The sequence below is a fragment of the Actinomycetospora sp. NBRC 106375 genome, assembly GCF_030269665.1.
Lineage (GTDB): Bacteria > Actinomycetota > Actinomycetes > Mycobacteriales > Pseudonocardiaceae > Actinomycetospora.
This window is the reverse complement of the sequence record NZ_BSTS01000027.1, coordinates 11,846-34,066: the sequence shown is the minus strand read 5'-3', so window position 1 is coordinate 34,066 and position 22,221 is coordinate 11,846. Positions and strand designations below refer to the sequence as shown.

Here is a 22,221-nt window from a genome sequence, read left to right as displayed (position 1 = left end):
TCTTTTCGTTCTTGGGTCTTGTTGCTCGTGTCTTGTCGTCTGTTCGGTGTAGTGATCGGTGTCGGTTGCTGGTCTTGGTTCTTGCTCTTTGTCTTGGTCCTGGTTATTGCTCGTGGTCGTGGTGGTCGGCTGCTGGGTGGTCATGGTTGGGCCTCCTCAGTGGGGTCGTTCTCGCTGGTGTTGATCAGATGGAGGGGCAGCGGTCGGTCGCGGAGGGCCTTGAGCGCGGCCGCGGCGGTGCCGCGGGAGACCTCGGCGTCGGTCTCGAGCTCGGAGACCGTCGGCCAGACGCCGTGACGCTGGGCATGCCGCGACGCGGCTGCCTCGGCCCGGTCGCGAGCCGGCGAAGGCGCCGCCCGCGGGGGCCCGACAACCGACCTGCTGTCGTCGGCGCCCTCGGCGCTGACCGGGTCCGCGTTCGGCCCGGGATTGGGCTGAACGCCGCCGGGCACGACCTGCGCCTGTACAGCGCCGACGTTGAACCCTGTCGAATGAACGGGTTCGGGCTGAACAGCACGGGGGCTCGCGGCGGCGAGCAGGTAGAGCAGGTGGGCGACCACCGCCGCGGCGACAGCGGGCCAGGCGCCGATCCCGAACCGAAGGGCGGGAGCGACCTCGACGGCGGGTCCGCCGGCGAGGTAGGTCGCTTGAGCGAGACCGGAGAGGCCGGCGGCGGTGACGACCACGACCCACGCGTAGCGAGCCGCCCCGTCGCGCAGGCGGGCTGTGGCGCCGTAGGCGACCAGGGCGAGCCCGTCGGTGATCAGTGGGTAGAGCCAGGCGATGCCGGTCGGGACGCGGGCGGCGACGGCGACCTCGAACAACCCGTGCGCGGTGGCGATGGCGGCGCCGAGTGCGACCGCGAGTCCGGGGAGCCAGAGCAGCCAACCCTTGCTGCGCTCGTCCGGCGCTCGATTGCCCAACGCGTTGTCGGTGTCGGCCATCGTCGATCAGTCCGCGTCGACGTCGACGCTGCCGCGCTCGACGGTGCGGTCGGCCGCGTGCCACTGGGTTAGCTGCTCACGACGCTGCTCGTCCTGGTCGCCGTGCCCAGCAGCTCGAAGAGCGTCACGAGAAGTCGCGGAGGATGCCGCCCGACCAGACGACCGGTCTGCCTTTGCACCAGGGTTGCGTGGGGCTTCGTGGTCGAGGCGTGCGACGGCGTGGCGGAGGTCGTCGAGGCTGCCGCAGAAGCAGTGGAACTGGTCGGGCGAGACCGCGTTCATGTGCGCAAAGTAGATCTTCGATAGGGTGTCCCACTCGGCCCGCTCCGCGGCCTCGCGGGCGCGCTGCTGCGCGCGGGTATCGGCCTGGTCGGCAGTGGTCATCGCGACCACCGCCCGCGCTCGGCGCCGTTGACCGCGGCGCCGATCCCGGTACCGCCCTGTGCCGTTGTGCCGTCGGGGGGCGGCTCAGGAGGTGCGTCGTCGCGGGCGCCGGCCCACCACCAGGCGATCGACGTCGTGGCCTCGACCCCGGGCACCGGCGTCGCACCCGACGGCGCGCCAGCCCAGCCGGGACGGGTCTGGTGGCGTTCCCGGGAGCAGGACCCGGCGGCGGTCTTGAGGCGGCGCACCACGCCAGGGCGTTGCCGGTCGTGCCAGTCCCCCGCCAGCTGCACAGAGGCGCCGCGGCCCTCGTAGGCGGCACGCCACGCGTACATCAGCCAGAGCAGTTCCTCGACGACGTCGGGGTGCCAGAGCCAGCACTCGGGCAGCACCGCGACCCCGTCGGGGTAGCGCAGGAACACCGCCTGCAGCCACCGGCACAGCTCCTCGAGCAGACCCGCTAGCGCTTCGCTGTCGGTGGGTGCGGTCAGCCATGACGGCGCGACGGTCGGGCCTGGCCGGGCCGGGGTGGCTGCGAACGCGTCGGCGAGCTGGGCGACGGTGCGTGCGAGGTCGTCCACCCGAGTCGGGGTTCCGAGCAGGGCGTCCAGTCCGCGGCGCAGGCCGTCCACTTCGCGCGCCAGCCCGGCCAGGGCCTCCACTCGGGCGAACTCGCCGTCGCCGAGTCCGGCCTGGCCGGGCGGGCGGCGGGTCACCGACCCCACCCCGGTCCGCTGGAACCGCTCCCGCTGTCGCCGGTCTCGTGGGAGGAGTCGAGATCGGCGCCGACATCGATGGCGCGGTGGTCGTCGTCGTGCCACCGGAGCAGCTGCTCGCGCCGTTCCTCGTCCTCGTCCGGCACGCTCTCGACCGCCTCTGCGGCACGTGCGGCGCGCAAGTTCTCGAGGCGTTGGCGCAGACGCTCCGGGCCGGCAGGGGCGTCGGCGGTGTCGCCAGCTCGTCCGTCAAAGGCGGTCTCATCGGCTCGGTGAGCGAGGGCAACCTGCTCCTCGTCACGCCACTCCGCCGAAGCGAGGGGGTCGGGCTGCTCGTGTTCGTCGACCGGGAGGTCGTCGAGCGTGTCATGGGTCGGGAGCGGCGCGAGCCGGTCCAAGGCCTGGAGCTGTTGGTACTCGGCCCAGGCGTCGGGGTCGTGGGCGCGGTCGTAGAGCACGGCGCGCTCCTGGGCGTCCTGGAGCGCGTTCTCGACCGGGGTCAGCGGGCGGGGCGTCCAGCCCGGCGCTGGCGGGAAGTGCTCGCGTAGGTAGGCGGTGCGGGCGGCGGCTTCGGCGTCGGAGGCCGGCTCGCGCCAGTTGCGATCGCCGTACTCGGCGGCCGGGTTGTAGGGCGAGGTGCCGTCCGGGCGACTGTCGAGGTAGGCCGTGTGCCGCTCGACTGGCCACCGCAGCGCCGCCTGCGGGCGGTCGGGTTGCTGCTCTGGCTGGCTCATCGCAGCCACCTCTCGTCATTGCTGTACGGGTGGTCGTGCTCGCCGAGCACGGGCGGGGCGACCGGGTCGACGTCGATCACCAGCGGTGGCCGTTCGTCGGAAGGCGGGCGCGGTGTCGGCACGCTTGTGCTGCCGCGCCGGGTGGTCATTCGCCGCCACAGCGCCGCCCCGCGAGCCCGCCACGTGGTCCGTCGTGGGCTGGCGAGCCGTCGCAGCACCGCGGTCAAGCCGACCTCGGCCCACGCTCGGGCCCGCTGCTGCCGGCCCCGCCAGCCGACCGCGGGCTGCGCGCGCAGGGCGCGGACGTCGCTGCGGGTCCACGCCATGCGGGCCCGCCCGATCACCGGGGCGATACCCCGCCGGTAGACGACGACCTTCCCGGCCGGGAGGTTCGCGATCTGCGCCGGCGCGAGAACCGGCACCTTCCTGACGGTGCGGCTGGCGACGCGCCCGTGCAGGTCGGTGGTGGTGATCCGCTCGTCGCGCTCCCCGGCCAGGGTCGCCCAGAACTGCAGGTCGGCCTGATCGCGGGTGCCGCCGAACAGCATCACCGAGCCGGTGTTGTTCAGGATCGTGGCGGTCTTGTGCTCCCCGTACCGCGCGAGGAGCTGGGCTCTCGACTGGAACGGGGCGATGATCGTGACCCCGCGCCCGCCCATGTCCGCGGTCCAGTTCTCCAGCGGCACCGGGCTGATCAGCGCCGCCTCATCCAGCGCCAGCAGCAGCGGCGGATCGAGCCGCCCCGACGGCTTCGCTGTCGCGAGCCGGCGAGCCTCCCGAGCGATATGGCCCGTGAGCGCGCACACCAGCGGCCCGGTGTCGGCCTCCTCCGCCCCGAGCAGGAACACCGTCGCCCGCGAGTTCAGGAGCGCTTCGACGTCGAAGGGCCGGTCGGTGGCCGCAGCAGCTGCGGCGGCGTCGGGATGGTTGAGCCAGCCGAGCGCCGGCATGATCGAGTTGGTGATGCTGGTGCGGGTGCGGTCGTTGGTGGTGACGAACTGCTCGGCCGCCTTGTCGAAGGTCTCCACCTGGCTGCGACGCAGCAGGGCGGGCACCTCGCGGGCGGCGCGGTCGTTGTCGGCGACCCACCCGAGCACGTCGCGCATCGACCCGCGGCCGAGCGCCGCGGCGTGCAGCAGGGCCGCGAGCACGCGACGGGCCTGGGCGTCCCACCGCTCCGCGTCCCCATGCGAGGCGCGGGAGGTGGCGGCGACCATGTCGGTCGCGCGTTCCATCGCGGTCACCGGGTCGGTGCAGCCGGTGAGCGGGTCGAAGGTGATCGTGGAGCGGATACCGCCCAGCCCGACCGGGTTGAACACGAACACCGGCCCGCGGTTCTTCTGCCGGATCGGGGCGCACAGCTCGAGCAGGTCGGTCCGGGTGGAGGTGACGACGGCGGCGCCGGGGGCGTCGAGGACGCGGCCGGCGAGCCAGCCGGTCTTGCCGGTGCGGGGGCCGCCGAAGACCAGGGTCACGTCCTCGACCGAGGACCACACCCGTTGCAACCCCACTCGGCACAGCTCCACCCCCACCGCCGAGGTCGGGGTCGCCCAGCCCTCGCGACGCGTCAGTGAGCCCAGTGACGGCCGCACGGTGCCCGCGCGCCGGCGGGTCGCCACCGTGCCCGCGTAGCGCGCGACATCCAGGCTGGAGGCGACGCCGGCGCGGCGACGCGACCGCGCCGACCAGCGGCTGACGATCGCTCGGCTACGCGACCAGCGGTGCCAGGCGACCAGCGCGAGCAGCACGCCAGCCACGAGCAGCGCCGGCCATGACAGCGTCTGGATCAGCGTGGTCGCCGGCAGGCTCGCCAACGCGCCGAACAGCAGCGCCTGGCGGATCGCGCCGCGCCACATTGACACCACGACCGCACCGGCCAGCACCACGAGGATCAGCACCGTCGCGATCACCGGGACCACCCGCCCTCACGATGGCGCGGGTCGTGCACATCGGCGGCGTCGGCGAGCCAGTAGCCGCCAGCGGGGTGGGCGACCTGGAACTGCACGCCCTCCCCGGTGATCCGGCGCGCCCAGCCCTGCGCGGCGTCGTCGGTCATGGGCTCGTCGGTCCGCCCGGCCACGACGGCGTCAATGATCAGGACCCACGTGATCGGACCGCCGCACGGCGCGTCCCCGAGCTCAAGCCCGAACAGGTGCCTGGCGACGTCGGCTCGGACCAGTTCGACGCCCAGCAGCAGCGGCATCGTCGGTCCGAAGCCGCGATGTGGTGTCCCGCTCGAGGTTCGGCGGCTACTCATCGCACTCTCCCTCCTCGTCGTTCCGCCATGCCTCAAGCGCTGCCGTGTGGCGGGTGCAGTCAGCGAGATGGCCGGCCTCGCGGTCGTCGGGATGCGAGGCGAAGGGGCCGCTGTCGCGCACCCGGCCGCGGCAGGTGGTGCAGGTCCACACCGCCGAATCCGGCGATCGGCTTGCCGTGGGAGGTGGAGGCCGGTGCTCGATGAGCCACTCCCACGCCGCCTCCGCCCGGGTGCTCCCGTCCGACTCCTGGGGAAGCTCCAGCGCCTGGCCGACCGCGTCCCAGCTGCGTCCCGCACCGCGGGCCCGCAACGCCCAGTCCCGCAGCGCACCCGCCGCGACTTCGGCGACGAGCCGTCCGGCCCGCACGCCGGCCAGCGGGTCGGAGAGCACAGGCCGGGACACCCCGTGGAGACCCTCGATCGGCTCCTGCTGCTCGGTCGTGTCGAAAGCGATGACCGCGACACGGCGCACGTGCTCGCGCGTCGACCACGCCGCCTGCTCGCGCCGGCTCACCTCGACCGCGCTCACCGGGGATCACCTCGGCCCGACACGACTTCGTCGCGAAGCCGGGAAACCCAGCGGTCGACGGTCCGTACCGTCACACCGCACTCGTGAGCGATCTCCGGGTGCGAGCGCCCGGCGTCGAGGAGTGCCTGCCACCGCGGGGTGTCGGCCTTGGCGAGGCTGTCCGCCGACCGCACTCGACGACGCTCCTGCTCCGTGAGCCCTCCGGCGATGCCGTGAGGCAGCCGCAGCAGCGCCTCGGCGAGGCATTGGTCGCGGACGGGGCAAACTCGGCACACCGCCTTCGCCGCCGCTACTTGCTTGCGCACGAGCGGCTCGTCCGAGACCTCTGGGAAGAACAGCTCTGGGTCCACTCCGCGACAGGCCGCCTGACCGCGCCAGTTCGAGTCAGCCATCGCTGCTCACCAGGCCCTCGACGGGCGTCGCTCCGTCGGCATCGGCAGTTGGTGCGTTGACGCGCTCTGGACGCGCCGTGGCGAAGCGCAACGACGCACCGAGCTCATCGACCTCGAGCTCGATCACCTGCCGACGCTGGCCCTCGGCGGTCTCGAACGACCTCTGCCGTAGGCGGCCCACCACGACGACGTGGTCGCCCTTGCCCAGTGACTCCGCGGCGTTCTCCGCGAGCAGGCCCCACGCGACGCACCGCAGGAACAGCGCGTCCCCGTCGACCCACGAACCGGACTGGCGGTCGAAGCGCCGCGGCGTCGAGGCGACCGTGAAGCCTGCTCGTGCCGCCCCGCTCGGCAGGTACCGCAGCTCCGGCGCCTCGGTCAGGTTTCCGATGATCGTCAGCGTCGTCTCGTTCATGTTCGTGCTCCTCACAGAAGGTGGTCAGCTGCGCGAGCCGCACAGCTGTGGTGGGAGGGGTCCGCCGGTCGGCGGTGCAGGCGCTCCTTCCTGCCTGCACCCCGCTTCGGGGCGTCGCGGGCCGTCGAGGTCTCTCGGGTCAAGGGACGGACGCAGTCCGGCCGCGCAGCGGCGCCGTCGGCGCCCTTGAGGCGGGAGGAACGGCCCGCTCACGCTCGGCGGGCTCCTCCCGGGCGCCGCCGAACGGCGGCTCGACATCGCTCCTCGGCCCCGCGGCCTTGAGCGAGACCGTTGGGAAGCCGAAGCCGTGCGCCCGGACCGTTAACCGTTAATCGGTGCCCCTGGCTCGCCCGACAACGCCGGTGTCGTCGCTTGATCCACCGCCGACATGAAGCCGCCGATGGCACCCGGTAGGCCCTGGCCCACCGGAGTGCCGATGAACAGCACCAAGGCAATCAGCGAGAACACGACGGCCCCGGCGGCCGACCTGGTCTTGGCGCAGATGAAGGCGCCGAGGACGGCTCCCAGGATCAACAGCCCGACGCTCGGCATCAGGACTCCCGCGCGGATTCCGCCGAGACCTGGACCCACGCGGCAGCGCTAATGACGCTCTGCTCCGAGATCGCAGTCTCGATCATGGCGTCCAACGCCTGAGCCGGGACGATCAGGCGACCGCGGATGCGCACCGCGGGGAACTCGTGGGCGCGAATCGCGCGGTAGAGCGTCACCGGTGCGGTGCCGATGAGCCGCGCTGCCTCCGGAACGCTGTAGAAGCGACGAACTCCGACCGACGCGGAGGCAGGTCGGGCTGAACTTGCGGTCACGGCTGGCTCCTGACTGAAACGACTGCGCCCTGCGGGCCTGTGCGGCTAGCGTCAGAGCGGTCGGGAGCGAGGACCCGGAAGAAAATTCCGGGGTGGTTCGGCGACCTCGGAAGAAGGTGATCGTCATGCGCGGAATGACCGAGACGATGACCGTTGGCGAGCGAATCGCGTTCTACCGCCGGCGACGGGGACAGTCACAGCTGGTGCTGGCCGGCTTGGTGGGGCGTACCGAGGACTGGCTGAGCCGCGTCGAGAACAATCGGATCGAACTCGACCGATTGTCAGTGATCCGTCGGTTGGCCGACGCCCTGGACGTCGCCATCGGCGATCTCGTCGGCGAGCCCACCCTCCTCGACTGGACCGACGACAGCGGCGTCAACACCGTGCCCGCGCTACGCGCGGCCCTGATGGACTACAGCCAGCTCGCTCCGCTCCTCGGGGCTAGCAACGCCGACGACGAGCCGGTCAGTCTCGACAACGTGGAGCGGGACGTCGCCTCGGCGTTCGAGGCGTACCAGGCGAGCCGGTACGCGTACGTGACGGCGCGCGTCCCGCTCATCCTTAACGACGCCCTGCGGGCCACCCGCACGGCCGGTGTCGAGGACTTCGGCCGGGCCCAAGGTCTACTCGGGCTCACCTACCAGATCGCCGTCTCCGTGTTGACCAAGCTCGGGGAGACCGACCTCGCCTGGATAGCCTCCGAGCGCGGGCTCACCGCCGCGCAAAGGTCCGGCAATCCCGTTGTTCTCGGATCGCTCTTTCGATCGGTCACCCACGCCTTGCACTCCACGGGTCGGTTCGCAGCCAGCGTCGACCTCACCCGCGCTGCGGCCGACCTCCTCGAGCCCCAGCTCGGTCCTCGGGCTGATGACGCCCTGCTCTCGGTCTACGGAACGCTCTTCCTGACGGGCGCCGTCGCGGCGGCTCGCGCCGACGACCGCGCCGCCGCCCGCTCGTTCCTGGACGAGGCTCAGGAAAGCGCCAGGCGGCTCGGGCGCGACCAGAACGCCATGTGGACTGCGTTCGGGCCGACTAACGTGGCGCTCCACCGGATGACCACAGCCATGGAGCTGGGCGACGTCCAGATCGCCGTCGACATCGCCCCTCGGATCGACGCGTCCGCGCTTCCCGTCGAGCGTCAGGTTCGCCACGCGATCGAGACTGCCCGGGCGTACACGGCTCGAAGCCGACGCGATGACGCCCTCGGCGTGCTCCTCCAGGCGGAGCAGCTCGCACCCGAACAAGTCCGGCACCACGCCATCAGTCGCCAACTCGTGCTGAGCTGGCTGCGGAACAACCGCGGCGCCCGCAGCGTGGCGTTGGAGCAGCTCGCCGGGCGTCTGCACCTCGCCTGAGCCACCGCATAGGCTCGGTGGCGTGACGGACCCGAGCGACAGCTTCGCGACGCCCCGAGTGGCCGCCGGCGCACTGTTCTTCGATGACCGGGGCCGGGTCTTGCTAGTGCACCCGACCTATAAGGACACCTGGGACATCCCCGGTGGTTACGTCGAGCGCGGTGAGTCGCCGGCGGCGGCGTGCCGGCGCGAGATCGCCGAGGAGCTCGGCCTCGACCGGCCCGTCATCCGCATGCTCGGCATCGACTGGGCTCCGAACGGCAACGAGGGTGACAAGCTCCTGTTCCTGTTCGACTGCGGCTCCCTCGGCACCGACGAGCACCGAATCAACCTCGCCGACAACGAGCTCGATGACTGGCGGTGGGTCGATCTAAAGGATCTCGACGACCTCGTCATATCCCGCATCTCCCGCCGCATCCGTGCGGTGGCCGCCGAGGGCGCTACCTACCTCGAGCACGGCGAGCCGACGATGGCCGCCGAGACCGCGGACGCGACGTAGGTGATTCTCAATCCTGATCTGCTCGCGTGCTGGGGCCTCGCCGCCGTTCACGGCACCGCACTTCATTACCATCCGGCCGACGGATTGCCGCCCACACAGGCAGACGCCAAAGGGGCTCTTCCGGTTTCAGAGTGCGAGGGCTCCGCAGTGCAGTAGCGACCGGATGCGGTAGTTGACCGGGTTGCGGAAGCCCGGCGCGTTGCGGCGCAGCGCTTCGAGTCGGCCGTTGATGGCCTCGGTGGGGCCGTTGGAGGCCCGGTGGTCGAAGTAGGCCAGGACGTCGTCGCGTCGCCGGTGCAGCGTGCGCCCGAGTGTGGCGAGCTCGTCGAGCCCGGCCGGTAAGCCCGTTCGGAGCCGGTCGATCACCGTGGTGAGCAGCGTCTTCCCGCGCTGGCGGTTGGGATCGGCGTGGGCGGCGATGTCCTGCTGATAGACCCACCACGTGACCGCGACAGCGACGTGGTTGTCGGCGAGGAACACCGTCCTTGAGCCGGGTGCGCTGCCGGGAGGCGAGCAGCTCCAGGCGGGTGCGCAGGGTGCGGCGCACCCGGTAGAGCGGGTCCCCGGTCTGGCCGCGATACCCGGGGGTGTCCTGCTGGACACGCTGGCGGCAACGGTCGAGCTCGTCGCCGCACAACGCCACCAGGTGAAAGGGATTCCAAGAAGGTCCCGGCGCCGCGGCCGGGCCTCCGGGCCCGCCCGCGTCCGACCAGGGTTGTCCCCGGTGAGGGCGTAGCTGGGTGATCTCCGGCGTGCCTGTGCTGCCGGACTCCGAGAATCCGTGCAGCCGACTTCGGCCGGCGACACCCGGGACGGCGTCGGCGACGGCTTTGATCTGCCGCGTCCGCGCGAGGTCGCGTGCTGATCTCACGGCCGCGGTTGCTCGATGTTGACCATCCACGAGACGCCGAACCTGTCGACGCAGGCACCGAACTCATCACCCCATGCCTGCTTCTCCATCGGCACGGTCACGGTGCCGCCCTCCGACAGCTTCTCCCAGTATCCGTGCAGATCGGCGGAGTCCTCACCGGACACGCTGACCGCCATGGCCGTGCCGGGCTTGAACCCCATGCCCCGCGGGGTGTCCGACGCCATCAGCGTGAAGCCCTGCGAGGTCTCCAACTGGGCGTGCATGATCTTGTTCGCGTCCGGCGAATCGGCCGGGCCGAACTCGGCGAACGTGCTGATCGCGAGATGTCCGCCGAACACGTCGCGGTAGAACTCCATGGCCTGACGGGCGGTGTCGTCGAAGTAGATGAAGGGGTTGAGGCGAGAAGTCATGGTCGATCCCTTGGCTCGTACGGGAGAACATGGTCGCAGAGGGGTCCGACACAGGGGCCGCGTCACCGAGCGGCACGTGGTAGAGCCGGACGCTCACCCGTCGCACGTTGCGTTAGTCCGAGCGAATCCAAGATGCGCCCCCGCGATATCAATGAGCGGTGGCGTTCGGGTGCGACCCCGATAAGCGCCGTGGTCGGCCCGCTCAGCTTTGTCGGCTCGCAACTCGACGTGACCGGCCCGTCGCGCTATCCGGGCACTAAATGTTGCAGTTGGTTCGCTGCGCAGGCCCGTCGGACGATCTCGCGAAGACGGGCGCTACGACCCACACGACCGGCGACTCAGATCCCGCCCCCATTGGGCGTGTTCTACCGCTTCACTTCCTGGATCGATAACTCCGTGATCGTTCGAGGCCTCGGGCTTGCGCCGGAACTCTATGGCCGACTAACTGGTCGAACTAGCTCTAAATTGCTCGACTAGTACAATGTAGATGACACTTAGGAGCTCCGGTTCCGCTGGATCCGTCCCACGCCAGACTTGAACGCCATCCCTCACCAGCGAGAATTCTCCTACACCAACCAGTTCAACTGTCCACTCCGGGTGTGAAGTCGGAATGACTCCGGGCACGGTCAGAGCGTACCGACAGACACCGGACGGCCGCTCCTTGGAAAACGTGTCGGGGCCATTGCCCCACGAAATATCGAGAGACCTCTCCTTCGCGATTTGCGAAAGCGAGCTGTAAAGGCCACTTCGGAACGCATTTATTGCTGAGGCGGCTTCAGCGACTCGGCGTCGATCCTCCGCTGAAACGTCCGCGTCGAGTGACCGGAATAGGTCATCCAAGTCCGGCCTTGCTGGATCTTGAGACATGATCGCTGTCAACGCCTCCCGTAATTGGGCGGCACCGGGAAACCGCGACGCCGTCCGAAGCGCAAAGCCACGATCGAACAACGACAAGAGGCGACGCAACTGAGGTCTTGTCGCCTCAAGCGTGTCGAGACGCCCTCTTACTTCAGGACGCTGATGCGGCATGTGCCCGTCGCCGTCTTGGAGCACGCGCGGCTCGACACCGGTGAGTACGTAGAACAGTAGACCAACCAGCTGCGTAACGTCACTAACAGGGTTTCGACCGCCGCTTGAGTGCTCAGGAAGCCTTAGGAAGCGGTTCCCGACTTCCTCGTTAACCCGAGTCAGCTCTGGTTCATCCTCGATGTCATTGAACGCCAGACCAAAATCCACGATGACGGGGTCGTTCGTCTCGCCACTTCGAAGGATAATGTTCTCAGGCTTAAGGTCTCGGTGCACTACATCGTTCTCGTGGCAGAATTGAACTATGTCACATAGCTGCCTCGTAAGGCCGATGGCTTGATCGATATCAAGCAATCCGAGCTCGCGGACTCGGTCTCCAACAGTCCCTCCCTCAATATGTTCGAGTACGAGGAATAGATCGACTTTCAGATCATCCCACCGATCGGCGTTGTGATCCCACAACTCGGGCAACGACGGGTGACCCGCGAGCGTCTCGTAGCTCGTCACTTCCCGACGGAACCGTCCCCGCGCACGCCGATCCCGAGGCCTAAGTAATTCTTTCAGAAACCCAACCTTGCCCCCGGGGTCGAGAACGCGACTCGATCGCCCTTGCCCTCCTCCGCGGCCGCCACCCGTTCGGGTCCAGCGACGCCCCCAGTCTCGTACCACTCTCGGAACGTAGCTCGCCGCGGAAAACGGACGACGCGGCCCCCAAGAGTGCTAGCAGCGACGCGGCCCCGGCGTCGGACCAGTCCCGGCCGGGACGTCTGCTCAGAGGGGCTGCTGCTCAATTTGGACCCTGGCCCACCGCCTGGAGGCTCAGAACAGTATGTGAGGTTCCAGGCCTTCGCGACAGCCTGATCGTCTTCCCCTGCACTCGGCGCACCGCCGCCCACTGCGGCTAGCTCCAGGCCTACGCCCAACTGCGCGGCGGCACACCCAACCGATCGCAGCTGGATTGCCGCCTGCCCCCCGGCCCGCGAGCTGCCCTTGGACTCCTCAGTCGTAAGGACTTCGACCACTTCCGCGAAGATTGGGGCCTTGAGCTGATCACTCTGACCTGTTGCGCCGTGGCACGACACGTGGCACGAACACCAGGCCATCAGCGGCCGCCAAAGACCCGATGCGCGAACCTCGGTCACCTGGAAGCCCAGGTAGGGCATCTGGGGGCACCCGGTCGCCCGGCCTCCGGAGGCGGGAGCGCAGGTTCGAATCCTGCCGGGGGCACCACGGCTGACCTGCGCAGACGCGACGAGCGAGTGTCGGCCCGATGCGGCGTGGGACGAGTGTGGGACGAACGCTTGACCCTTTCGGACCAACGTCGTTTCGCGACGTGCAGCCCGATGTTGGTCCCGACGGCACTGTCGTGAGTCCCTTCGGCAACTCGAAGTCGAGGACACCGCTCGTCGTGAGCGAGTCGACGTGGCCGTCGAGCCGGTCGACGTCGTTCGCCCTCACGAGGGCCGGATGCCGCTGGGATGCCAGGCAGCTCACCGACGTCGGCCTTCGACGTCGCGGAGGCCATCGGAGGGCTGTGGTTCGCGGCCCAGCGAGGTGTGACAGATCGCGGAACGGACTACGGACTACCGGGATGCGGAGCCGGTCGACGGCACGTCACGCTCGAGGCGGACCCGCGGACGTGCACTCGTCCATCGTCAGGAGCTTCCCGCCATGAACACGATCGCCCTGTCTCCGACCACTGCCGTCGGCGCGGGAGAACGCCGCTCATTCAGCGGCGGGCGCGGTGAGGCGGTTCTCGCTGCGGCCTCTCGACGGCTCAGTCGCGTCGTCGCCTACGATTCCGCGGTCTGGTACGGGGTGGACCCGTTCTCCCTCATGCCCACGAGCCCCACTCGGGTCGAGAACACGGTGGCCGGCTACTGCGCGTCCTACTGGCGCTACGAGTTCCAGATCGAGGACGTGATGCTCTTCCGCGACCTCGCGCGCTCCCCGTCCGCCGTGGCCTCGCTGCGCGCGACGACCGACGACAACCCCACCCGCAGCACCCGCTTCCGCGAGCTCCTGGAGCCGCTGGGCTACGACGACGAGCTCCGCGCCGTGGTCCGGTTCGGGGAGCGCGCCTGGGGCCTCATCGACCTCTTCCGCGACCGCGGCCGGCCGCCGTTCAGCCCGCGCGACATCGCCGCGGTTGCCGGGCTGGCCGGAACCCTCGGGAGCTGGCTCGCCGACGTCGTGACGCAAGGCCACCGTGCCGGCGACGTCGCCCCGTCCTGGGGTCCCGGAGCCGCGATGCTCGGCGCCGATGGCGAGATCACAGCGCTCGACGAGAGCGCGGAGCGGTGGTTCGCCGAGCTCGCCGGGCCGCGGTGGGCCGACGACGAGGCCTTCTTGGGTCCGATGTCGGCGCTCGTGGCGCGCGCGGCTTCCGTGGCGGCCGGCCGCGATCGCGGCCCGGCGCGCGCCCACGTCCAGACCATGACCGGTCGCTGGCTCGTCGCCCACGCATCCGTGCTGCGCGGACGGGACGCCGGGAACCACGGGACGTCGCTGGTGATCGAACCCGCGATGCTCGGCGAAGTGGCCCCGATCCTGGTGGAGGCCTTCGGGCTCACCGCCCGCGAACGGGAGATCACCTGTGCGGTGGGCCGTGGTCACGCGAACGCCCAGATCGCCCAGGACCTCGTGCTGTCGCAGCACACCGTGCGCGACCACCTCAAGGCGATCTTCGCCAAGGTCGGGGTCAGCAGCCGTGGCGAGCTCGTCGCGATGCTGTTCGCCGATCAACGCCCGGTCGGCCCCCACGCCATGATCGTGGGGTGAGCGCCCGGCTCGTCACGACGACAGCGACGGCAGGCGCGCCTCGAACCGTCCGGACGTCCACTCCTGTGCCCCCGCGTCGCGGGCCCGCACGAACCCCGTGTCGCCGAGCCGCGCTCTCAGGGATGCGACATCCGCGTCGTCGGCCCGGACGTCGACATTGAACCCGGCCAGCCAGGAGCGCCGATCACTACCGCCGCGGGCTGCTTCCAGGGCCCCGAGGAGGCGCGCGGCCTCGACGTCGTCGCCTCGCGCGACCGCGAGGGAGGCGAGGCCGCGGAGCTGGTCCGCGGCACTGGCCGAGTCCCCCAGCTCCTGCGCCACCGCGAGCGCCTCGACGAGCAGGGCGGACACCGACTCCGTCTCGCCGGCGCGCTCTCGGGCCCCGGCCAGGGCGGACAGTGAGAACAGGACGGCGAGCCGGTCGCCGGACTGCCGACCCACGGCCAGCGCGCGGCCGAAATGGTTCTCCGCGGCGGGACCGTCGTTCTCCTGCAGGGCGACCTGACCGTAGAACGCGTGGAGCACGGCGACGACCCACTCGTCGTGGCGTGCGCAGCTCAGCTCCAGGCTCTCGTCGAGGTACCCGCGCGCCTCCGGCATCGCGCCGCGGGCGATCGCCGCCCGTCCGAGCCCGAGGAGCACCCGCGACACGGTCTCCCGGTCGGCGATCTCGCGCGCGGGCGGCAGGGCGCGTCGCAGCAGTGCCTCCCCCTCCGCGATGTCGCCGCGGGCGTGCAGTAGCAGCCCCGCGCCGGCGAGCGCACGGGCTCGAGAGGTGGCCGACAGCTCGTCCGCGCGGGCGAGGATCTCGCGGTACCACCGGATGCCCTCGTCGGTGTGCCCGCGCAGGAACCAGAAGCGCCAGACGGCCCATGCGAGGCGACCCGCGTGGCCGAGCGTCCCGGACTCGATCAGCCAGCTCACGGCGACGCGGAGGTTGTCGTGGTCGCGCTCCAGACGCTCCAGCCAGGAGAGCTGGGCGGAGGCCTCCTCGAGGTCGTGGTCGGCTCGTTCCGCGAGTTCGAGGAAGTAGCGAGCGTGCGCGTCGTGCGTCTCGACCCAGGCCCCGTCGGCCCGGAGGCGTTCCCGGGCGTACTCCCGGACGCTGTCGAGCATGCTGAAGCGAGCGCCGTCGGCGGCGTCCGTCCGGGCCACGAGGCTGGAGCGCACGAGGGACTGCAGGGTCTCGAGAGTCTCCGCTCCGGGAGCGGACGGGCTCGCTGCCACGTCGACCGCCTCGGCCGCGGCCAGGTCGAAGCCACCCGCGAAGGCGCCGAGGCGGGCGAACAAGCGCTGCTCGGCCTCCGTGAGGAGGTCGTAACTCCAGCCGATCGTCGCGCGCAGCGTGCGCTGTCGCTCGGGCAGGTCGAGCGGCCCTCCGGACAGGGTGCTCAGCCGGCGACCGAGCCGGGCGAGCAGCTCCCCCGGCGTCAGCACCCGGAGCATCGCCGCGCCGAGCTCGAGAGCCAGCGGGAGTCCGTCGAGGCGGCGCACGATGTCGGCCACGTCGGCCGCGTTCCTGTCGGTGAGGACGAAGCCCGAGCAGACGGCGCGAGCGCGATCCACGAAGAGGCGGACGGCCTCGACGGCCACGATGTCCTCGGCCCGCACCGAGGGCCGGACGGCCGGGACCGGGAGTGGCCCGACGGCGACCTCGTGCTCGCCGCGCACGCGCAGGGCCGTCCGGCTGGTCGCGAGCACGGTCAGGCCGGGTGCTCCCGCGAGGAGTGCACCGAGGAGGGCCGCGACCGAGCTCACCTGCTCGAGGTTGTCCAGCACGAGCAGGGCGCGGCGCGCACGCAGGAAGGCCACCACGTCGGACAGCGGCGACCGCGTTCCGGGCGAGGCCAGCCCGAGCGAGGAGGCGATCGCCGAGGCGGCGTACTCGGCGCGATCGACGGCGTCGAGGCCGACGACACCCACGCCGTCCGGGAAGCTGCCCGCGAGCGACGTCGCGACCTCCAGGGCCAGGCGGCTCTTGCCGACGCCACCTGTGCCGGTCAGTGTCACCAGCCGCACGTCCTCGTCGAGGATCAGGTCGCGCGCGGCACCCAGTTCCTGGGCGCGGCCGACGATCGGTCCGGCCGGGGCCGGCGTTGCCGGCAGTGCCGGAGCCGGAACCACCTGCTCGCGACGTGAGGGCAGTTCGAACCGCTCGGTCAGCAGCACCGCGAGGTCGTTCTCGACGAGGACCTGGAGCTCCTCGGGGGTGGAGAAGCCGGTGTAGGAGGCCCCGTCGTCGTCCTTGATGCGCTGGAGCATCGCGGCGAGCCGGGCGTCTCGCCCCGGGGCGGGCCGTTTGACGTAGAGGAGCCGCGGCATGCCGGTGGACGCGAGGTACTCGTCCTCGAGACCCGAGACCTCCTCACCGGGCGCGACCCAGCCGTAGCTCTCGCCGTACACGGCGACGAAGACGTGGCTCTGCGCCAGATAGGAGCGGTACACCTGCCGCGGAGAGTGCGCACGGGCCCCCTGCTCGAACATCACCGGGGCGAGCCGCAGACGGGTCACCGCGGCACGGACGGCGGCTCGCTCGGCGGCGAGCTCCCGCAACGTCGAGCTGACGAAGACGCGTAGTCGATGGTCGGGCGGGAGGACCACGTCGGTCGGGTCGGGTGCGGTCGGGCCGGCCGGTTCGGGTGAGGTGTTCATCGCGTCGGCTTCCGGAGGGTGAGCGGGGCGGCGTGGGTGTCCGAGACGACTCACGGACACCCACGCCGAGGGATCAGGACCCCGCGGGCGGGATCGGGTGGTTGGCGCGGATGCGGTCGTGCGGGTCGTGGGCGGCCTTCACCTGGCGGAGACGCTCGAGGGTGTCGGCGGCGTACAGCGCTGCCGCCGGGCGCGGGCTCTCGCTGAAGTTGCCGTACAGCGCCCCGGCGCTCCACGGCGCGAGGGCGCTCGCGATCGCGTCCAGCGCGACGTGGGCGGCGGCCGCGGACCCGGCGTCGGGCGTGATGCCTCCGGAGTAGACCAGGAACTGCCCGTCGAGCCCGCTCACCGCTCCGCCCTCGATGCGGCCGCGGACGAGGGCGCCGCCGAGGTGCCGGAGCTCGGTGGTGAGCAGCGGCATGTCGGTGCCGGGCCCGACGACGTCGAGGTAGGCGTCGAGGGCGCTGTCCGGCAGGGCGTCGAGCTGCAGCCCGTCGCCGGTGACCGGCACCGGTCCGGGCGGGTCCATGTGCAGCTGGGCGAGCTGCTCGACCGGAGTGGGTCCGACGGTGTCCATCTCCGGTCCGAGCGCCCGCAGCTGGGTGAGGAGGTCGTTGGTGGCCGCCGCGTCGAGCAGCGACGCGAGCTCGACGGCGACCAGCGAGCGGCCGCGCAGCGGCTCCGGGATGTCGGGCACGGGCGGGAAGCGCAGCAGACGGCCGATCGAGGTGACCTCGTCGGGGACCGTCGCTGTCCACCGCCGCCAGGTGTGGAGGACCTCCGCGGCGCGCTCGAGGGGCCAGAACAGGGTGCCCGCGACGACCTCGCGGATCGGGAACAGGCGCAGCTCCAGGGCCGTGACGACGCCGAACGAGCCCCCGCCTCCGCGGACCGCCCAGAACAGGTCCGGGTCGTGGTCGGAGTCGACGCGCCGCAGCCGGCCGTCGGCGGTGACGATCTCGACCGCGAGGATCTGGTTGGTCGCCAGGCCGTGGGAGCGGGCGAGCCACGAGACTCCGCCGCCGAGGGAGTAGCCGACGACGCCGACGTCGCGGGCCGAGCCTGCGAGCGCGGCCAGGCCCACCTCCGCGGCGGCGTCGCTGACCTCTCCCCAGACCACGCCGGCGCCCACCCGGGCCGCCCGGCGCTCGACATCGATCTCGACCCCGCCCAGGCCCGCGGTCCGCAGCAGCACGGTGTCGTCGAGGGGCCCGAGAGGGTTGGCGTTGTGCCCCGTCGACTGGGGGGCGACGCGCAGGCCGACCTCGCCGGCCGCGCGCACCGTCCGGGCGACGTCGTCCGGGGACCGTGCCAGCACGACGGCGACGGGCCGTTGGTCGACGCCGAGCTGCCACGGCGTGCGGGCCGTGTCCCAGTCGGCGTCGCCGGGCAGGACGACGGTGCCCTCCGTGTCCTCCCCGAGGGCGGCGGCGAACAGCGTGGCGGACTCGCCGGGGATGCGGACGTAGGTGTCCGTGGGGGTGTTCATGGGTGGATCTCCTCGTGGTGTCGGTGGTCGAACGGGTCAGGCGTGGACGAGCCGGGGCAGGACCGCGGCGAGTCGATCGAGCTCGGTGATGTCCGGGGTGGAAGGCACGGCAAGGACCTGATCGGCGCCGGCCGCGGCGAAGGCCGCGACCCGTTCCCGGACGGCGGCCTCGTCGGCGGCGCTGCCCGCCACGACGGCGGCGGCGACCTCGGCGCCCTGGGTCGCCCGCAGCCGGTCGTGGAGGACCTCCGCGGCGCTCGCGGCCAGGTCGCCGAGCGCGAACCCGAACGCGGCGGTCGCGACGGGACGCCCGACGCGTCCGGCCGTGGCCCAGGCGTCCCGCACGGGGGTCAGCTCCGTCGCGAACGCCTCGGGGGACCCGGCCCGCATCAACCAGCCGTCGGCGTGCCGGGCGACGAGCTCGGCCACGATGCCGCCCCGGCCGCCGATGACGAGCGGAGGCGGACCGGCGGCCGGCACGACCCCGGTGCTCCGGTCGGCGCGGTGCAGCTCGGCGAGCTGCGCGTCGGCCATCCAGTAGGAGTCGGTGGCGTCGAGCCCGTCGACGATCGCGAGCGGGTCGGCGAACGTGACGCCGGCGGTGTATCGCCCGCCACCCGCGCGGTCGAGGCTCGCGGTGTGCAGGGCCGACAGCTCGGCGGTCCAGGTCGGCGAGAACGTGACGTCGCCGAACACACCGATCCGGCGGGTCACGGCCAGCGCGGTGTAGGCGCTCGCCAACGGCTCGAAGGGTTCGTCGGCGCCGCGGTCGGTCACCGCGACGGTCGCGAAGCCGAGCTCCTCGGCTCGGCGGGCCCACCGGCGGGCGTCACGGGCGCCCACCCCGGGGATGATCGTGGGCAGGTAGATGCCGATCCTCATGTCGATCTCGTCTCGTCGCTCGGGTGGCTCACGAGTCGAGCGTCGTCCGGGACCGACCCCGATCCCATCCCGCGGGACGCGGGTCGTGCGGGCGGACTCCCCTACATCCGTGGGGGTCGGGAGCTCAGGCGTCCCGGTCCAGCGCACCCGCGATCTGTCGGCGGGACGAGATGTCGAGCTTCCGGAACACCTTGCGCAGGTGGTATTCGACGGTGTTCGCGCTGACGAACAGCTCGGTGGCGATCTGCTGGTTGGTCGCTCCGTCGGCGGCGAGGAGCGCGATGCGTCGTTCCTGCGGGGTCAGTCCCGCCGTCGGGACCGGCATCCGCGCACGGACGGTCAGCCCGGCGGCCGCCGTTTCGGTGCGAGCGCGCTCGGCGAAGCCCCGGGAACCCATGTCGGCGAACATCTCGTGGGCCCGTTCCAGCTCGCGTCTCGCCTCGCCCCGACGCTTCCGGCGGCGCAACCACTCCCCATGGAGCAGGTGGGCCCGTGCGAGCTCACCGCGGGCACCGGCGGCCAGGAGCTGCCGCTGGGCGGCCCGGTAGAGCTCGTCGGCGCGGTCGTCCTCGGCGGCGAGTGCTCGGCATCGCGTGAGCACACCGAGCGCCCACGGGGTCCCGGCTGCGGTGGCCCGTGCGCGGAGCCGTTCCAACGCAGCCTCCGCCAGCTTCCGGTCGCCGCCGCGGAGCCCGGCCTCGACGAGCTCGGGCAGGATCACGTGACCCCAGAAGGGCGGGTCGTCCTCCCATACCGGTCGGCCCGCCGCGAGCGCCTCGGAGTACCGCCCCCATCCGTTCTCGAGCACCGCCACACCGGTACGCGCGATCTGGACCGCCAGACCGCCGCGCGCCCGTGGATCGCTCGGGACCGGGAGCGCCGTGATCGCCGCCCGCGCGGTCTCCTCGTCGCCGCGCCAGCCGGCGAGCACCGCGTCCAGCGGCCGGGCGAAGCGGTTCACGCCACCGAGGGCCACCGACAGCTCGCTGAACTCGCCGTGCAGCCGCGCCGCCTGCGCGAGGTCACCGGACCACGTCGCCACGTTGGCCCGCCCGTGCAGCGCTGTGCGCAGTCCGCTGAGGGCCCCCGCCTCATGGCAGAGCTGCGCGGCCCTGTCGGCCAGCTCACCCATCACCTCGAGGTCCCAGAGCTCCATGCCCATGGCCAGGAGGGAGGGGCCGAAGCGGTGGGCCGTCTCGAGGTCCAGTCCGCGACGCAGCCGGTCGAGCGCGAGGCGCATCTCCGGGACGGCCGCGTCGGGGCCCCGCAGGACGCGCGTGGCCAGAGAGGCGAGTGCCGGTGAGGTCGGGGAGCCGTCATCCTCACCGGTGAGCTCGAGCGAGGCGAGGTGCACGGCCTCGTCCCATGACACCGGCTCCAACCAGGGCACGAGCAGCACGCACTGCAGGGCGTCGAGGGCGTTGTTCCCGGCGGTTGGTGCGCCGGACGCCCGGAGCGCCCGCGCCCCGGCGAGCATCAAATCCATCCCGTCGGTGTAGCGACGGAGCAACAGGTCCGCGGCTCCGCGCATCAGCGTGGTCCCCGCGGCCACGATCGGCCCGGCGGTGTCGGGCATCCGGTCGAGGACGGCCAGCGCCCCGTTCGGGTCGCCCGCCGTCATCCTCGCGAGTGCAGCGGCGATCAGTCGTTCGACCTGGCGCGGGCGGTCCGCGGTGTGCTCGGCGGCGGCGAGCAGGAACATCGACGCCGCGTTGTAGCCGGCCCTCCCCCGGGCGCGCTCGGCTCCGCGCTCGAGGTCGTCGGCGAGCTCGTCGTCCGGGCCCACGATCGCCGCGGCACGGTGCCACGCCCGACGGTCGACATCGGAGTCGGCGTCGATCACCTCGGCCAGCGCTGCATGAACGCGACGTCGCTCCTCCGGTGACGCGCCCTCGTAGACCGCCGAGCGGATCAACGGGTGACGGAAGCTGACGGTGGGCACCAGAACCACCATCCCGGCCGCCCGTGCCGGCTCCGCGAGCTCGGACAGCGTGCGAGTCCCTCCGGCGATCCCGAGGCGGTCGGCCGCCCGCCACAGCAGGCCCGGTTCGCCGCTCGCCTCGGCCGCGACGAGGAGCAGCAGCGTCGGGACGGGAGCCGGCAGGTCGCGTGTCTGAGCGAGGAAGCGGGCCTCCAGTTGGCGCCCGAGGGGCAGCCGGTCGGACAACGGCACCCGGGAGGTGTCCGGATGCGCACCCGTGACGTCGACGGACAGCTCCTTGAGCGCGAGCGGGTTCCCGTGGGCCTCGGCCACGACCCGGCCCGCCACCGCCGCGTCGAGACGACCGGCGGTCGACCTCTCCACCAGTTCCCGGGCCGGCCGCCCCTGCAGGCCACCCACCAGGAGCACCGGGAGGTCGTCGAGGACGTCGGCGGCAGCCGCCCCGTCCCGCACCCCGATCAGCAGGACCACCCGGTCCGCCTCGAGCCGACGACCGAGGAAGGCCAGGACCTCCAGCGTCTCCCGGTCCGACCACTGCGCGTCGTCGCACACCCACAGGACGGGTCGGTCGTTCGCGGCCTCCCCCACGAGCGTGAGCACGGCCAGCCCGATCAGAAAACGGTCCGCACGCGCCCCCGAGGCCAGTCCGAAGGCGACCTCGAGCGCATCACGCTGCGGTGGCGGCAGCACCTCCCGTCGAGGCAGCAGGTCAATCAGGAGGCGATGCAGGGCGGCATAGCCCAGTTCCTGCTCGGCCTGGATCCCGACCACCCGGACCACGCGGAAGCCGGCACCGATTCCGCTCTCGACGGCGTGGTCGAGGATCGCGGTCTTGCCGATCCCGGGCTCCCCGCGCAGCACCAGGACACCGCTGACACCGTCGCGGGCGGCTCCGAGGAGCCCGTCGACGGTCAGGGTCTCCTCGGAGCGGCCGAGCAGCTCCACGGGCTGACCGTAACGAATCCCCTGACCGCGGCCCTGCGTCTCTTGCCGACTCGATGGCCGACACCTCGAAGCGCCAAGTCCTCGCTGAGCGTGGGACGGCTCGTGGGACGAACCAGGGGTCGTCAGAGGGCCTCAGAGGTCATGTGGGCGACCAGCCGATCCCCTCAGGACCAG

The 22,221-nt window shown here is 71.7% G+C and carries 21 protein-coding genes and 1 pseudogene; 3 read left to right on the top strand and 19 right to left on the bottom strand.

Annotated features, from left to right (window positions below; translation table 11 throughout):
• Positions 1-140 precede the first annotated feature (140 nt).
• From QSK03_RS29745 to QSK03_RS29690, 11 genes are all read right to left on the bottom strand, one after another.
• Positions 141-944 (bottom strand): hypothetical protein, encoded by an 804-nt coding sequence (locus QSK03_RS29745; protein ID WP_285659208.1) that lies wholly within the window; start codon positions 942-944, stop codon positions 141-143.
• A 6-nt stretch (positions 945-950) separates the two neighbouring features.
• Positions 951-1,328, bottom strand: coding sequence for a hypothetical protein (locus QSK03_RS29740; RefSeq protein WP_285659207.1), 378 nt, complete (start codon positions 1,326-1,328; stop codon positions 951-953).
• Positions 1,325-2,044 carry a hypothetical protein gene (locus tag QSK03_RS29735; RefSeq protein ID WP_285659206.1) on the bottom strand — a complete coding sequence of 240 codons (720 nt, stop codon included), beginning with the start codon at positions 2,042-2,044 and terminating at the stop codon, positions 1,325-1,327. The genes QSK03_RS29740 and QSK03_RS29735 overlap by 4 nt, the downstream gene beginning before the upstream one ends.
• Positions 2,041-2,778 (bottom strand): hypothetical protein, encoded by a 738-nt coding sequence (locus QSK03_RS29730; RefSeq protein ID WP_285659205.1) that lies wholly within the window; start codon positions 2,776-2,778, stop codon positions 2,041-2,043. The genes QSK03_RS29735 and QSK03_RS29730 overlap by 4 nt, the downstream gene beginning before the upstream one ends.
• Complete coding sequence (locus tag QSK03_RS29725) at positions 2,775-4,697, bottom strand: type IV secretory system conjugative DNA transfer family protein (RefSeq protein WP_285659204.1); 1,923 nt, start codon at positions 4,695-4,697, stop codon at positions 2,775-2,777. The genes QSK03_RS29730 and QSK03_RS29725 overlap by 4 nt, the downstream gene beginning before the upstream one ends.
• Positions 4,685-5,035, bottom strand: coding sequence for a hypothetical protein (locus QSK03_RS29720; RefSeq protein ID WP_285659203.1), 351 nt, complete (start codon positions 5,033-5,035; stop codon positions 4,685-4,687). The genes QSK03_RS29725 and QSK03_RS29720 overlap by 13 nt, the downstream gene beginning before the upstream one ends.
• Entirely contained in the window at positions 5,028-5,564 is a 537-nt protein-coding gene (locus QSK03_RS29715; RefSeq protein WP_285659202.1) for a hypothetical protein, read from the bottom strand. Before QSK03_RS29715 ends, QSK03_RS29720 begins: the two co-directional genes overlap by 8 nt.
• Positions 5,561-5,956 (bottom strand): WhiB family transcriptional regulator, encoded by a 396-nt coding sequence (locus QSK03_RS33300; RefSeq protein WP_352232073.1) that lies wholly within the window; start codon positions 5,954-5,956, stop codon positions 5,561-5,563. Before QSK03_RS33300 ends, QSK03_RS29715 begins: the two co-directional genes overlap by 4 nt.
• Positions 5,949-6,371 carry a single-stranded DNA-binding protein gene (gene ssb / locus QSK03_RS29700; protein WP_285659201.1) on the bottom strand — a complete coding sequence of 141 codons (423 nt, stop codon included), beginning with the start codon at positions 6,369-6,371 and terminating at the stop codon, positions 5,949-5,951. Before ssb ends, QSK03_RS33300 begins: the two co-directional genes overlap by 8 nt.
• Before the next feature lie 321 nt (positions 6,372-6,692).
• A complete protein-coding gene (locus tag QSK03_RS29695; RefSeq protein ID WP_285659200.1) occupies positions 6,693-6,923 on the bottom strand; it encodes a hypothetical protein in 231 nt (76 codons plus the stop codon).
• Positions 6,923-7,195 carry a helix-turn-helix domain-containing protein gene (locus QSK03_RS29690; RefSeq protein WP_285659199.1) on the bottom strand — a complete coding sequence of 91 codons (273 nt, stop codon included), beginning with the start codon at positions 7,193-7,195 and terminating at the stop codon, positions 6,923-6,925. The genes QSK03_RS29695 and QSK03_RS29690 overlap by 1 nt, the downstream gene beginning before the upstream one ends.
• Before the next feature lie 125 nt (positions 7,196-7,320).
• On the opposite strand from QSK03_RS29690, the gene QSK03_RS29685 reads away from it, so the two are divergent.
• Positions 7,321-8,550 (top strand): helix-turn-helix domain-containing protein, encoded by a 1,230-nt coding sequence (locus QSK03_RS29685; protein WP_285659198.1) that lies wholly within the window; start codon positions 7,321-7,323, stop codon positions 8,548-8,550.
• A gap of 22 nt (positions 8,551-8,572) precedes the next feature.
• The gene (locus QSK03_RS29680) at positions 8,573-9,049 is read left to right on the top strand and encodes an NUDIX domain-containing protein (protein ID WP_285659197.1); all 477 of its coding nucleotides are present in this window, start codon (positions 8,573-8,575) and stop codon (positions 9,047-9,049) included.
• A gap of 126 nt (positions 9,050-9,175) precedes the next feature.
• Here QSK03_RS29680 and QSK03_RS29675 read toward each other — a convergent pair whose 3' ends face one another.
• The 4 genes and pseudogenes from QSK03_RS29675 to QSK03_RS29665 all read right to left on the bottom strand — a co-directional run bounded on the left by QSK03_RS29675 (position 9,176) and on the right by QSK03_RS29665 (position 12,025).
• Complete coding sequence (locus QSK03_RS29675; protein ID WP_285659196.1) at positions 9,176-9,529, bottom strand: transposase; 354 nt, start codon at positions 9,527-9,529, stop codon at positions 9,176-9,178.
• A gap of 13 nt (positions 9,530-9,542) precedes the next feature.
• Positions 9,543-9,692: pseudogene (locus QSK03_RS33295) on the bottom strand (ISL3 family transposase); the annotation flags it as partial.
• A gap of 224 nt (positions 9,693-9,916) precedes the next feature.
• Complete coding sequence (locus QSK03_RS29670) at positions 9,917-10,330, bottom strand: VOC family protein (RefSeq protein ID WP_285659195.1); 414 nt, start codon at positions 10,328-10,330, stop codon at positions 9,917-9,919.
• A 441-nt stretch (positions 10,331-10,771) separates the two neighbouring features.
• Entirely contained in the window at positions 10,772-12,025 is a 1,254-nt protein-coding gene (locus tag QSK03_RS29665; protein ID WP_285659194.1) for a serine/threonine protein kinase, read from the bottom strand.
• 1,167 nt (positions 12,026-13,192) lie between these two features.
• Here QSK03_RS29665 and QSK03_RS29660 point away from each other — a divergent pair.
• Positions 13,193-14,137, top strand: coding sequence for a helix-turn-helix transcriptional regulator (locus tag QSK03_RS29660; protein WP_285659193.1), 945 nt, complete (start codon positions 13,193-13,195; stop codon positions 14,135-14,137).
• Between the two features lie 12 nt (positions 14,138-14,149).
• Here the strand turns inward: QSK03_RS29660 and QSK03_RS29655 are convergent, their stop codons facing one another.
• From QSK03_RS29655 to QSK03_RS29640, 4 genes are all read right to left on the bottom strand, one after another.
• The gene (locus QSK03_RS29655) at positions 14,150-16,789 is read right to left on the bottom strand and encodes a DUF4062 domain-containing protein (protein WP_285659192.1); all 2,640 of its coding nucleotides are present in this window, start codon (positions 16,787-16,789) and stop codon (positions 14,150-14,152) included.
• A gap of 73 nt (positions 16,790-16,862) precedes the next feature.
• Positions 16,863-18,278 (bottom strand): FAD-binding oxidoreductase, encoded by a 1,416-nt coding sequence (locus QSK03_RS29650; RefSeq protein ID WP_285659191.1) that lies wholly within the window; start codon positions 18,276-18,278, stop codon positions 16,863-16,865.
• Between the two features lie 36 nt (positions 18,279-18,314).
• Entirely contained in the window at positions 18,315-19,160 is an 846-nt protein-coding gene (locus QSK03_RS29645) for an LLM class flavin-dependent oxidoreductase (RefSeq protein WP_285659190.1), read from the bottom strand.
• A gap of 124 nt (positions 19,161-19,284) precedes the next feature.
• On the bottom strand, positions 19,285-22,047 hold the full coding sequence (locus QSK03_RS29640) for an ATP-binding protein (protein WP_285659189.1): 2,763 nt from the start codon (positions 22,045-22,047) through the stop codon (positions 19,285-19,287).
• Positions 22,048-22,221 lie beyond the last annotated feature (174 nt).

Coding starts and splice junctions, on each gene's coding strand:
- QSK03_RS29745 (WP_285659208.1), bottom strand. CDS start 944: ATGGCCGACACCGACAACGCGTTGGGCAATCGAGCGCCGGACGAGCGC.
- QSK03_RS29740 (WP_285659207.1), bottom strand. CDS start 1,328: ATGACCACTGCCGACCAGGCCGATACCCGCGCGCAGCAGCGCGCCCGC.
- QSK03_RS29730 (WP_285659205.1), bottom strand. CDS start 2,778: ATGAGCCAGCCAGAGCAGCAACCCGACCGCCCGCAGGCGGCGCTGCGG.
- QSK03_RS29720 (WP_285659203.1), bottom strand. CDS start 5,035: ATGAGTAGCCGCCGAACCTCGAGCGGGACACCACATCGCGGCTTCGGA.
- QSK03_RS33300 (WP_352232073.1), bottom strand. CDS start 5,956: ATGGCTGACTCGAACTGGCGCGGTCAGGCGGCCTGTCGCGGAGTGGAC.
- ssb (WP_285659201.1), bottom strand. CDS start 6,371: ATGAACGAGACGACGCTGACGATCATCGGAAACCTGACCGAGGCGCCG.
- QSK03_RS29695 (WP_285659200.1), bottom strand. CDS start 6,923: ATGCCGAGCGTCGGGCTGTTGATCCTGGGAGCCGTCCTCGGCGCCTTC.
- QSK03_RS29685 (WP_285659198.1), top strand. CDS start 7,321: ATGCGCGGAATGACCGAGACGATGACCGTTGGCGAGCGAATCGCGTTC.
- QSK03_RS29670 (WP_285659195.1), bottom strand. CDS start 10,330: ATGACTTCTCGCCTCAACCCCTTCATCTACTTCGACGACACCGCCCGT.
- QSK03_RS29660 (WP_285659193.1), top strand. CDS start 13,193: ATGCCCACGAGCCCCACTCGGGTCGAGAACACGGTGGCCGGCTACTGC.
- QSK03_RS29655 (WP_285659192.1), bottom strand. CDS start 16,789: ATGAACACCTCACCCGAACCGGCCGGCCCGACCGCACCCGACCCGACC.
- QSK03_RS29650 (WP_285659191.1), bottom strand. CDS start 18,278: ATGAACACCCCCACGGACACCTACGTCCGCATCCCCGGCGAGTCCGCC.
- QSK03_RS29645 (WP_285659190.1), bottom strand. CDS start 19,160: ATGAGGATCGGCATCTACCTGCCCACGATCATCCCCGGGGTGGGCGCC.